9 protein-coding genes are annotated in these 13,124 nt (G+C 43.2%); 8 read left to right on the plus strand and 1 reads right to left on the minus strand.

What is annotated here, in order from left to right; genetic code table 11:
- Positions 1 to 280 precede the first annotated feature (280 nt).
- Entirely contained in the window at positions 281 to 1,243 is a 963-nt protein-coding gene (locus ACFBZI_RS04250; RefSeq protein ID WP_375715188.1) for an acyl-CoA thioesterase, read from the minus strand.
- Between the two features lie 133 nt (positions 1,244 to 1,376).
- Between ACFBZI_RS04250 and plsB the strand changes: the two genes are divergently transcribed.
- The 8 genes from plsB to ACFBZI_RS04290 all read left to right on the plus strand — a co-directional run bounded on the left by plsB (position 1,377) and on the right by ACFBZI_RS04290 (position 13,124).
- A complete protein-coding gene (plsB, locus tag ACFBZI_RS04255; protein WP_375715189.1) occupies positions 1,377 to 3,953 on the plus strand; it encodes a glycerol-3-phosphate 1-O-acyltransferase PlsB in 2,577 nt (858 codons plus the stop codon).
- A 268-nt stretch (positions 3,954 to 4,221) separates the two neighbouring features.
- Positions 4,222 to 4,845 (plus strand): CatB-related O-acetyltransferase, encoded by a 624-nt coding sequence (locus ACFBZI_RS04260; protein WP_375715190.1) that lies wholly within the window; start codon positions 4,222 to 4,224, stop codon positions 4,843 to 4,845.
- On the plus strand, positions 4,838 to 7,183 hold the full coding sequence (locus ACFBZI_RS04265; RefSeq protein ID WP_375715191.1) for a glycosyltransferase: 2,346 nt from the start codon (positions 4,838 to 4,840) through the stop codon (positions 7,181 to 7,183). Before ACFBZI_RS04260 ends, ACFBZI_RS04265 begins: the two co-directional genes overlap by 8 nt.
- A gap of 56 nt (positions 7,184 to 7,239) precedes the next feature.
- Entirely contained in the window at positions 7,240 to 8,094 is an 855-nt protein-coding gene (kdsA, locus tag ACFBZI_RS04270; RefSeq protein WP_375715192.1) for a 3-deoxy-8-phosphooctulonate synthase, read from the plus strand.
- Positions 8,095 to 8,155: 61 nt separating this feature from the next.
- The gene (locus tag ACFBZI_RS04275; RefSeq protein ID WP_375715193.1) at positions 8,156 to 9,091 is read left to right on the plus strand and encodes a KpsF/GutQ family sugar-phosphate isomerase; all 936 of its coding nucleotides are present in this window, start codon (positions 8,156 to 8,158) and stop codon (positions 9,089 to 9,091) included.
- A 256-nt stretch (positions 9,092 to 9,347) separates the two neighbouring features.
- Positions 9,348 to 10,217, plus strand: a complete 870-nt coding sequence (locus ACFBZI_RS04280; protein WP_375715194.1) for a UTP--glucose-1-phosphate uridylyltransferase — start codon at positions 9,348 to 9,350, stop codon at positions 10,215 to 10,217.
- Between the two features lie 11 nt (positions 10,218 to 10,228).
- Positions 10,229 to 11,845 (plus strand): glucose-6-phosphate isomerase, encoded by a 1,617-nt coding sequence (pgi, locus tag ACFBZI_RS04285; protein ID WP_375715195.1) that lies wholly within the window; start codon positions 10,229 to 10,231, stop codon positions 11,843 to 11,845.
- Positions 11,799 to 13,124, plus strand: a complete 1,326-nt coding sequence (locus tag ACFBZI_RS04290) for a UDP-glucose 6-dehydrogenase (RefSeq protein WP_375715196.1) — start codon at positions 11,799 to 11,801, stop codon at positions 13,122 to 13,124. The genes pgi and ACFBZI_RS04290 overlap by 47 nt, the downstream gene beginning before the upstream one ends.

Here is a 13,124-nt window from a genome sequence, read left to right on the forward strand (position 1 = left end):
TATCAAAAATCACAAACCAAAGTGTGCCAAATCCGATTATATTAAGCCGACAAGCAATCTGCGTCAATATCTTGATAAAATCTTGTACAAAAATACACCAAAACGCAAGCATTCTGTGGTTTTGTTGCTTTTGCGACTTTTGGCATTTTACAACTTTTGGTAAATTGCCCAGCGATTAGATTAACCTTGCTAAGGATAAATTTGTCGATGGTTTAGAATTGTGAACCTAAACCATCAACCATAAGCCGTAAACCGCAACCCATGAGCCACAAACCACAAATCAATGATTTTCTGGAATTTGCTGATTGTCCAGCAGTCGCATCAAGCCTTCTTGTTGGGTGGTGGCGATGAGCTTGCCTGCTTGCCAAAATTGCCCATGATTTAACCCCTTGGCGTGGCTGGTGGTGTCGCTCCACATATCATAAAGCAAATATTCACGAATATCAAAAGGACGATGAAAGTGAATCGAATGGTCAATGCTCGCCAGTTGTAGCCCACGAGTAATCAGGCTCAATCCATGGCTCATCAGTCCTGTGCCGACCAGATAATAATCGGACACAAACGCCAGCAGTGCTTGATGAATGGCGACAGGCTGCTCACCGATGTCGGCGATGCGTAGCCAGTTGGCTTGGCGTGGGCGTGTGGGCGTTGGGCTGACAGGGTCTTGTGGCTTGATAGGGCGTATCTCCACATGGCGTGGACGCAGATAGCGTGCCTTGAGCGGCTCTGGGATTTTGTGCAAGTATTGCGGTTTTAGCTCTTGCTCGGTTTGTAGGGCTTCTGGTGGCGGATAATCAGGCATCGCTTCTTGATAATCCAAACCGCCTTCCATCGGCGAAAATGACGCAATCATCGAAAAAATCACCTGCTCTTTGGTCGCTGTGTTGCCTTGCTCGTCAGTGGTCGGCACATATTGCACTGCGATGACTTCACGAGCTGACAGGCTTTTGCCATCACGCAGGCGGCGGACTTGATAGATGACTGGCAGGCGAATATCACCGCCACGCAAAAAATACCCATGCAAGCTGTGGCAAGGCTTATCGGCACTTAGGGTCTTGGCAGCTGCCATCAGTGCTTGAGCCAGCACTTGTCCGCCAAACACTCTGGGGCCGACATAGTCAAAACTCGGTGCTTGAAAAACATCGGCGGCGATTTCGGTCAAGTTTAGGGTGTTTAATAAATCTTCGACATTGGCAGCGATGCCATCAGGTGCGATGGCATATCGATCAAAGGCGGTTTGCATGAAATTTCCTACCACTTAAGTGAATATGTGTGCATAAAAATGGCGAAATTATAACATTTTTGGTAAATTTTTCGTCAAAAAAAATCAAAGAATGGTAGAATAAGTAGTCACATTTGTTATGATAGCCAAACTTATGCTAAAACTTCCAAATTGGTTTCAAAAAAACAAAACTCGCCCAAGCCAACTAGCTGCCGACAGTGCCGCAACAGATACAGGCAACCGCACACCAAGCCCATATCGCCGAGCGTCCGCCAAGGGCTTATCGCTGGCGGTTAAGCCAACCGTGCTTGGTGATGTGCCGCAGCTGGATACCAGCGTGCCGACTTTTTATGTGATTCGTGCTTATTCTCGCTCAAACAGCTTACTGCTGGGCATGCAGACTGACGAGCTGGATTTGCCGTCGGCACTGGCAGAAGTCAAGGCAGATGGCATTCATGAGACATCGGCGATGATTTTTTTAAAAGATCATCGTTCTGATGCCGCAAGTCCCACCACCGTGCCACGCCTTGAGCGGCTGATTGACGCTTGCCAAAAAAACCCCACGCTAAAAGTGCAACTGGTGCCAGTAACTATCCTGTGGGGGCGAGCACCAGACAAGGAAGAGTCGCTATTTCGCCTGCTGATGGCGGACGAATGGGAATCACCGTCCAAAATCAAGCAGCTGTTTAACATCGGCGTGATGGGGCGTGATACTTTTATCCGATTTTCAGAGCCAAAGGACTTACAGACGCTGATCAGTGATGCCCAATCAGGCGTTGGCGATGATTTGACCGCCATCATTGCCATGCGACTAAAAGGCTATTTGGATAAGCAGCGTACCAGCATTGTCGGCCCTGATTTGTCCGACAAACGCAATGTCGCAGGGGTGATTTTATCATCGCCAACGGTAATCGCCGCCATCGAAAAACACGCCAACGAAACTGGCAAAACCATCGCCCAAGCACGCAGCGAAGCCCAAGGTTATCTGGGTGAGATTACCAGCAGTTATTCGCATTCGGTGGTGCGGTTTTTTGATCATTTTTTGACTTGGCTGTGGACGCAGCTGTATGATGGCGTGGAAGTGCGGCATTTTGAGCGAGTACGAGCATTAGCCCCTGATTATCAGATTGTCTATGTGCCGTGCCACCGCAGTCACATTGATTATCTGCTGCTGTCTTATGTGATTTATAAGCGTGGCTTGCGTATTCCGCACATCGCTGCAGGCGAGAACCTAAATATCCCTGTGCTGGGTGATTTGCTCAGAAGTGGTGGGGCGTTTTTTATGCGTCGCAGCTTTAAGGGCAATGCCTTGTACAGCACGGTGTTCAAAGAATATGTCCACAGCCTAATGCAGCGTCAAGCACCGATGGAGTACTTTATCGAAGGTGGCCGCTCTCGCTCAGGTCGCCTGCTACCACCAAAGCTTGGCATGCTGGCGATGACGGTCAACAGCTACCTGCGTGAGCCTGCCAAGCCAGTGGCATTTATCCCAACTTATATCAGCTATGAACGCATCATGGAAGGGGCGACTTATGTCGGCGAATTGAAGGGCAAGCCCAAAGAAAGCGAAAACTGGCTGGGACTGCTAAAAACCGCCCGCAAGATTGAGCGTATCTTTGGCACGGTGCATTTGGCATTTGGTGAGCCTTTGTATTTGACTGATTTTATGGATAAATTTGGCGTATCTGCCCAAGATAGCAGCGAGAGTAACACCAAAAACACCCACGCTATGGTACAAAACCTAGGCGTCAAAGTGATGCAAAACATCAACAAAGCGGTGGTGGTCAATCCTGTGTCGCTGTTGGCGTTGGCGTTATTATCCACACCAAATGCCGCCCTTGACGAAGCCCAATGCCTTGAGCAGATTCGCCTGTATCAGCACATCGCACAGGCACTGCCGTATGATGCCGATACGCACATCACCGACATGACGCCGCAGCAGATTTTGGATTATGGTATTAAGCTTAAGCTCATCGAGCGGACGCCGCACATCTTGGGCGATATGATTCGTGTTGCCGACAAGCAAGCACCGCTGCTCAGTTATTTTAGAAATAATATCCTGCATGTGTTTATCATCGCCAGCTTTTTGGCGGCATTGGTGCAGCGAAATGGACGCATTCACCGTGATCGATTGGACGGCATTACCCAGCTGTTGTATCCGTTTTTACAAAGTGAATTATTCCTAAAAACTGCCCTGCGTAACATCACTCAAAAAGTCCATCAAGTGCTTGATGTGCTGATCGAGCAAGGGGTCATTGTCAATCTGGGCGATGGCGTGGTCGGCAGTCCAGAAGGCAACTCACAAGCCAGCCAAAAACTCATCGTCCTAGCCAGCCCAGCCCAGCAGAGCCTTGAGCGGTACTTTATGGCATTGACCTTACTTGCCAAACAAGGCTCAAACCGCCTAAGCACCGAGCAGGTGGTCAATCTGTGCTATGTGGTGGGGCAGCGTGTCTCAGTACTGCACGCCGATGATTTGCCAGATATGTTTGACAAGGCGTTATTTACCAGCTTTATTGATACGCTGGTGCGTGTGGGCTATGTCAGCATTGACGATAAGACAGGGCTACTTGCCTTTGACGAGCGTATCGATCGCATTGCCCAGTTTGCCAAATTTGTCCTGCACCCAGATATGATGCAGCTACTTAGCCACACCGCTAGCTTAAGCCATGATGAGATAAAACTGGCAATGGCAAGCATGGACAAAAAACGCAAATTCAAACGTAGCTAAACCCAAATCGCCAGCTGGCAAATTGACAAGTCCCACCCCAGCTCATCGGCTGATGCGGTGGGATTTTTTTTGGATTTGGGAGAACAAAATCAGCTTGATATCATCAGCCTATCCAATTGTTTTGTAAAGAGTTTTATGGATTTGTAATAATTCTTAGCAATGTGGTTGTTATTGATGAGATATTATGTGGTATGTGCTATAATCTAGGCTGTATATTGTTATATATTTTCAATTTCTGTACCACATTATTTTATTAACATCTACAATTATGTATATATCTAAATCTGCCTACATCCATCCACGGGCTACTGTAGAACAACCAATTACGATCGGCAAAGATGCAGAAGTTCATGATGGTTGCATTGTTGATAAATACACTCTTATCAACAATAATTCTATTCTTTATTCCAACGTTGAAATGGGTAGATACTGCTCAATAGCTCGATTCTGTGAGATCGGCGCAGCGGAACATCCATCAAATTTCTTGTCATCATCTAGTTTCCAATATAGTACAGCCCTATTTAAAAGGCATCCTGATTTTGCTTTTAAAAGAAAAATTCTCTTTCAAGGTAACAAAAATACTAAAATTGGTAATGATGTTTGGATAGGTGCAAAAGCAGTTATCAAAACGGGGGTTACTATTGGAGATGGAGCAATTGTTGCTGGATTATCTTTTGTGAATAAAGATGTGCCACCTTATGCAATTGTGGGCGGTATTCCAGCCAAAATTATTCGCTATCGATTCGATGAAAAGATTATTTCCCAGCTATTATCACTAAAATGGTGGGAACTTAGTCCTAAAGAAATGGCAAATGTTTCTTTCGACAATATTGAATTAGCTATTCTTCAAATAAAACAAATTAAAGGAAAATCTGGGGATATTCATGATTAAATTATCCGTTATCATTCCATTTCGCTGTGAAAATGAATCTACTAACTACTTGCTTGATCGCTTAGAAGATTTACTCAACACGTATCCAAAGGACCTTCCTTTGGAATTCATCGTTGTAGATTCAGGCTCAACTCTACACTATCAAGAACAATGCCAAAGTATTTGTGAAAAACACAATACTCGATATGTTTATCACGACACGCTAGGCAAGCCATTCTCTATTGGTGCTTGTCGGGATTTTGGTGTGCAAATCGCTCAAGGGAAAGCTGTTAGTTTCTTAGATGTAGATCTTCGTGTAGCCCCTGATTTTTGGCAACGTTTACTTGTTTTAATGGAAGCGTGGGGCATTTCTAAATATAAAAAGAGCTTTTTAGCTATCCCTTGTTTATATTTAACGCAAGAAGGCACTGTTGAATTTTTACAGGCAAATCCTAATTTAAAATTTATGGATTTTTATCTTCGTTATTTACAAGGAGATAAAATTGCGATTGAAAATATGGCTCTTTGCTCTTCCGTGATGATTGTTGATAGAAATCATTATTTATCAGTTGGTGGGCATGACCCTGAGTTTAGAGGCCATGGCTACGAAGACTTTGAGTTATATCATCGCTTATTATGCGAAGAAAATATTATTCCCAAAACAGAAGATTATTATTTAGATCAGAAAACTTGGGATACATATTCATATAATGGATTTAGAAGCCATTTAGCAATGGCTGCTAGACCAGCAATGATGGCCAATTTATTTGTTGTTCATCTTTGGCATCCACGGCCTAAAAACGTAAGTTTTTATTCAAATTTAATGGTTCAAAATAGAACAATGTGGAGCGACAAATTTAAAAAATTTGTAGAAACATCAATTCATCCAGAAGCATTACCTATTAACAATAATAATGTATTATTCTTCGGAAAACCAAATACAAATGCTGCATTTTGCTTACGAGATGTATTTCCATTCTTAGGCAAAGTAACTTATATAAGCGAATATGATTTTATAAATAAAGCAGGAGAATTTCTCAGAGATGATTTTGAGTATATGCTTAAAACAAGCAATATATCAAAAATTATTTTCCCTAATCCTTATGGTAATCCAGCTCGTTTAGAAATATACAAATGGTGTCAGGAATCAGGTTTTCCTTTTTACTGTTATGAGCGTGGAGCATTACCAGATAGCTGGTTCTTCGATCCTAATGGATTTAATGCTGATTCTTATAGCTATGCTGAAGAACATTGGAATAAGCCATTATCAGAAGGACAAACCCAAAGAATTCAAGAATATATTAATAATTGTATATTTGGTAGCAATTTTCTTGAAAAACAATCGAATAGAATTGGATCGGAAGCTTTAGCCAATAAATTACAAATTGGCTCTAAAAAAGTGTTGTTTGTACCTTTGCAAAGACCATCTGATACGGTTATTAAATATATGGTCGGAAATATTCAAACGTTTCTGAAATTCATTGAAACAGTGGATAGTTTGGCACAAAAATTAACCTCTAAAGGTTGGATTGTTTTATGCAAAAAACATCCACTTGAAACAGAAACACCACCATTGAAATATGCGAAGTATGTTCCTGATGATACGCATTTTATTGATTTACTGGAATTGGCTGACCGAGTAGTACTCATTAACTCTGGTGTAGGTATTTACAGCATGATGCTAAATAAACCTACCTATATTTTTGGCGATGCGTTTTATGCACATCAAGAACTCAATAAAACTGTACCATATTTGATTGGTGAAGATGAAGAAATAGAAAATCTTGCAAAAGACATTATTCAGGGTTTTGATGTGAATAATGAAAAAATGTTACGCTTTTTAGATTATTTGGTTTACTCATTCTATTCTTTTGGTATTCCAAAAACAGTTTCTCGAAAAGAAGCTGATGGAAGCTTAAGAACAATTACTACGGGTATTGATTTTTATAATTTAAAATTAGATGGTAATCTCATATTCGAATATGAATCTACCCCACGCCCTAAAATTGCATCAAGTGCCCCAATGTTTGAACGGTATGCACTAGATATTCATTTGAAAAAGAAAGCAGCTTCCAAACCAGCTTCTAAACCAACGCCTAAACCTGCAGCGGTTAAACCAGCGGAGATTAAAAAACCTTCTCAGCCTCAGCTGCCCCAAAAAGCAGATGAGCCAAAAATAAATATCTCTCAGAGTGCTGCCAAGATATTAGACGATGTTTCTTCATACCAAAAACCACCGAAAAATGTCAGAAAAGCAAAATGGGCGAAATTTAAAAGAGACCCCTATGCATTTTTTGCAGACTCAAAAAATAATGTCGTTCGTTTAGGGCGAGTTTTCTTTGACAAAAAACAAAAATAAATATTTTAAAGCCCTTTAAAGCATTTTAAGGGCTCTTTTTAAAGACAGGTAATATTATGTTTGATAAAATTATTAAACTCGACCACATCGAAATCGCCAACAACAAACCCTTTGTGCTATTTGGTGGAATGAATGTTCTTGAAAGCCGTGATATGGCAATGCAAGTATGTGAAAAATATGTAGAAGTTACACAAAAACTGGGCGTGCCTTATGTTTTTAAAGCTTCATTTGATAAAGCAAACCGCTCTTCGATTCATTCTTATCGTGGGCCTGGTTTAGAAGAAGGATTGAAAATTTTTCAAGAATTAAAACAGACTTTCGGCGTAAAAGTGATTACTGATGTGCATGAAATTTATCAATGTAAACCAGTTGCCGAAATCGCTGACATTATTCAATTACCTGCTTTCCTTGCTCGTCAAACTGACTTGGTAGAGGCTATGGCTCGCACTGGAGCAGTAATTAATGTGAAAAAACCACAATTTCTCAGCCCAGGCCAAATGGGAAATATTGTGGAAAAAATTGAAGAATGTGGAAATGATAAAGTAATTTTATGCGATCGTGGTTCTAATTTTGGTTATGATAATCTGGTTGTCGATATGCTTGGTTTTAGCACAATGAAAAAAGTATCCAAAGGTGCACCAGTTATTTTTGATGTGACTCATTCATTGCAATGTCGTGACCCTTTCGGCTCCGCATCTGGTGGTCGCCGTTCTCAAGTGACAGAACTCGCTAGGTCTGGGTTAGCTATTGGTTTGGCAGGACTTTTTTTAGAGGCTCATCCAAATCCGAGCCAAGCTAAATGTGATGGTCCGTCAGCATTACCATTATCTAAATTAGAAGAGTTTGTATATCAAATGAAAGCAATAGATGATTTGATCAAATCATTTGATGAAATTGATACTGCAAACTAAAGCAGTTTGGGAAAAGTGATTATATTTTATAGTTACTTTTTATCCTTAAAAGGAGAAATGAATGAATCATGTAAGCAATGCTCAAGATGCACTCAATTTGTATCAACAAGCTATTTCTAGACTTAATAACAACCTATCAGATTCTTTTAATCAAGCCGTTGATTTAGTTCTATCTTGTGAAGGTAGATTGGTTGTATCAGGTATTGGAAAGTCTGGATTAGTAGGTAAAAAGATGGTAGCAACCTTTGCATCAACAGGTACACCAAGTTTCTTTTTACACCCCACAGAAGCCTTTCACGGCGATTTAGGTATGTTAAAGCCAATTGATATTGTCATTCTTATATCATATAGCGGTGAAACAGACGATATCAATAAACTTATCCCAAGCCTGAAAAATTTCGGTAATAAAATTATTGCCATCACAGGTAAATCCAAATCTACATTGGCACAACATGCTGATATTGTTTTAGATATTAGCATTGAAAGAGAAGCCTGCCCCAATAATCTTGCTCCAACAACTTCCAGTTTAATCACAATGGCTCTAGGTGATGCGTTAGCAATTGCATTAATTAAAGCTCGTGATTTCAAAGCTGAAGATTTTGCTTTATATCATCCTGGTGGTAGCTTAGGTAGAAAATTATTATGTCGGGTGAAAGATGTAATGATTAAAAAACTACCATTAGTCGCTCCAAATGCGTCCTTTGAACAATGCCTAACTACAATGAATGAAGGACGAATTGGTGTAGCTATTGTGGTAGAAAATCATCAACTTAAAGGTATTATTACTGATGGCGATATACGTAGATTATTAGCTAATCAGGGGGCAAATAGTCTAAATTATATTGCTGAAAACATAATGAGTAAAAATCCTAAGACAATTTCTGAAGATGAATATATCGGTAAAGCTGAAGAAAAAATGAAAGAACTGCATATTCATTCCCTTGTTGTGTTAGATAAACAAGGTCAAATTTCAGGTGTTGTTGAGTTTACGAGTTGATAATTGCTTGTTGCAAACAAAGCATATCCATTTTCTTGGCTTGGTTTACGATAAATGATATCTGTGGTTGCAGGATGGTATAAACACCGAGCCATCACAGTTTTGTGACTTAAATGGCAGATGGCATTATGCATGTTTTTTTTAAATACACTAGGGTGTTAAATTAGGGATTTTTTGACTTTTGCCCAGCATACTGCTAAAGTTGGCATTATTTTGTTTAATTTGTATAAAAATTCCAACCAAAAGAGCCAAACCCATGAAAACCCCAACTTATGCCATCATTCCCACCGCAGGCTTTGGTACTCGTATGTTGCCGTTATCAAAGGCAGTGCCGAAAGAGCTTTTGCCACTGGGTGATAAGCCTGCCATTCATTATGTGGTGCTGGAAGCCGTTAAGGCAGGCATCAAAAATATCGTTTTGGTTAATCATGCCCAAAAAAGTGCCATCGAAAACTATTTTGATATCAATAGCGAGCTGGACACGCAGCTTAGAGCCAAAGGCAAAGACGCCTTGGCAGATGGGTTAAATTTTTTGCCTGACGATGTCAAAGTGGTGAGCGTGCGTCAAGGCAAGCCTTTGGGGTTGGGGCATGCGGTGCTACAAGGGCGTGCAGTCGTGGGCGATAATCCGTTTGCGGTGCTGCTGCCAGATGTGGTGCTAGATCCTTTTTGCACCGACTTTGGCAGTGATAATCTGGCGGCGATGCTCAAGCGTTTTGTGGCGACAGGACGCAGTCAGATTTTGGTTGATGCGGTGGCAGACAGCGATGTGCATAAATACGGCATCGCCCGCCTAAGCGACAGACAGATTATCCAAAAAACTGACAGCAATCAGTTTTTTGATGTTACAGGATTTGTTGAAAAACCTGCCCTAGAAGTCGCACCGTCAAATTTGGCAGTGGTGGGGCGGTATGTGTTTAGCCCGGAGATTTTTGATTATCTTGCCAAGACAGCCCCAAGCGTGGGCGGTGAGATTCAGTTGACCGATGCCATCGATGCACTGATTGGCACACAGGGCATGGAAGTGGCAACCCTAAAAGGCGACAGCTTTGATGCTGGCGATATGACCACTTATCTGCAAGCGTTTGCGTATTTTGCCAAGCACATCGGCACGCCCATCAAATAAGGACAACCGCCATGACCCACACTTGGCAGACGCTGACTGACTTGGCACAGTCCCAACCTTGCCTAAAATCACTGTTTGACGACAATCCCAATCGTGGCACGGCACTGACGGCGAGTGCTTGCGATATTTATATGGATTATAGCAAGCAGGCGATAGATCAGACGGTGCTGGATAATTTATTAAAACTTGCCAAAGAATTTAATTTATCTGATAAAATTCACGCACTGCTGGCAGGCGAAAAAGTCAATGATACCGAGAACCGCCCAGCACTGCATACCGCCTTACGCCTACCACAGGGCGAGTCTTTGATGGTGGACGGCGTCGATGTCGGTAAACAAGTGCATGACAGCCTAAAAAAATGCGAAAATCTGGTCAATCGTATCCGCAGCGGCGTCTGGCGTGGCTATTCGGGCAAGGCGATAACCGATGTGGTCAATATCGGCGTTGGCGGTTCGGATTTGGGGCCATTGATGGCGACGACAGCACTGTCTGAATGGGTGGATACTGATATTCGGGTGCATTTTGTGTCAAATATGGACGGCACGCAGCTGGAGAATTTATTAAAAATTCTCAATCCGCAAAGCACTTTGTTTATCATCTCGTCCAAATCCTTTGGCACGATTGACACTTTGTCCAATGCCAAAACGGCATTGGGCTGGCTGCTGGCAGCTTATGACAATCAATTGACCATCTTGCGTCGCCACTTTATCGGCGTCTCCACACGCCCAGATAGGATGAGCGATTGGGGCATTCATCAGGACAATCAGCTGCTGCTGTGGGATTGGGTTGGTGGCAGATTTAGTATGTGGTCTGCCATTGGTTTGGCGATTGCCATTAAGATTGGTATGAATGGCTTTCGTGAGCTGTTAGCTGGTGCCAATGCGATGGATCGGCATTTTGCGGCGGCGGATTTTTGCCAAAATTTGCCCGTGCTGCTGGGGCTGATTGGCGTATGGAATGCGACTTTTTTGGGGATTCATGGGCATACGGTGCTGCCTTATGATGGGCGGTTGTCGTTTTTTCCCAATTATTTGACGCAGCTTGAGATGGAGTCAAATGGCAAATCGGTCAGACGCTCAGGCGATGCGGTGGCGTATAATACTTGTCCGATTTTGTGGGGCGATATTGGCTCAAATGCCCAGCACGCCTTTTATCAGCTGCTGCACCAAGGCACGCAGCGAGTGTCGTGCGATTTTATCACACCGATTCGCCGCTATAATGATGCACAGGTGGCGAACCATCATTTGGTTGATCAGCACAAATTATCACTGGCTAACTGCTTGGCACAGTCGCAGGTGCTTGCCTTTGGCAATGATGCCTTGCCACCGTCCCTGCAAAGCACGCAGGACAATCTTGCCAAGTTCAAGCAATACCGTGGCAATCAGCCATCAACCACGCTACTGCTGGGCGACCTAAACCCCAAGACACTGGGTTCTCTGATTGCTTTGTATGAGCATAAAGTCTATGTGATGAGCGTGATTTGGCAAATTAATCCGTTTGACCAGTGGGGCGTGGAAGTCGGCAAAGTGATGGCAAATCGTGTCTATGACGAGCTGTCAGGTGAGCAGGCGAGCGGACAGTTTGACTCATCGACCAATGCGTTATTGGCAAAAATTCAGCGGGGGTAGCATGCACATTCATCAGCATATCTATGTGATGGGGCATCATCACGAAGCACTCAATGCTTGCTTGTGGCTGGCAAGTCTGGGCAAGCAGGTTCATCTGTGGGCAAAGCCTGACGACATTCAGCAGACGCTTGAGCATTATCAATTTGACACCCAAATGGCGATGCTGTGGTCGCTGTATTGCTCCGAAAATAAAATTGTGCTTGCCGATGGTGAGCTGCAGCCATTTTTACAACACAGTCGTGGGCGGCTGTTGTGGCTGTTTTTGGAAGATATTGGCGAGACAATCGGTGAAATTAAAAAATTTTTGCACCAAAATGCCAATCCGCACAGTCAAATTATCCTAAGTGGTACAGGACATATCGGCACGATGGCAGCGATTGCCGAGCAAATCAAATCGGCATGGGTGTATTATTTACCGATAAGCTTTATGAAAGATGGGGCAAATTTTAATGCCTTTTATCGTGCCAATTTATTGATGATTGGCGAAAAAAGCACCGGCAGCGTACAGATGTGCGATGTACTGATGCTGCTAAAGGGCAACGCCGCCCAATGTGAGATTACCGATATTAAGACGGTGGAATTTGCCAGAAGTAGCATGATTGCGATGCTGGCGACACGCCTATCTTTTATGAATGAGATGGCACGCCTAGCGGACAAGCAGTCGGTGAATATCAAAGCGGTCGAACGCATCATGGGCAAGGATCATCGCATCGGCTCGGCGTATCTGTCAGCAGGCTGGGGCTTTGGTGGTAAGACTTTGCCAAAAGAGCTGGCACTGCTGTCTGACGATTTTGCCGCCAATCGTGTGCAGACCACGCTGATCAGTGCCACAAGTGCGATTAACGAAGACCAAAAAGAGCTGATTTTTCGCAAGTTTTGGCGGTATTTTGACGGCTTTATTGAACAAAAAACCGTCGTTATCTGGGGAACTGGCTATCGGCGTGGGGCATCACGCACGACCAATTCTGCCATTCACCCACTGCTAAAACTGCTGTGGTCGTATGGCATCGCCACACGAGTTTATACGCATCACACGGCGTTTGAAATTCAGTCGCTGTATGGCGATGAGCCGCTTTTGACTTTGGTTGATGATGCTTACACGCCACTGATGGACGCTGATGCGTTATTTATTGTCAATTGGTCGCTGCTGGTGCCGCCAGATATTCACAAACTAAACCAGATTAATTTACCGATTTTTGATGCCAAAAATGTGCTTGATGATGACAGCATCGCACAGCTGTCTGCACCGTATTTTGGTATCGGCTACCATAGGGAGTGA

This window comes from Moraxella marmotae (assembly GCF_042219885.1).
Taxonomy (GTDB): domain Bacteria; phylum Pseudomonadota; class Gammaproteobacteria; order Pseudomonadales; family Moraxellaceae; genus Moraxella; species Moraxella marmotae.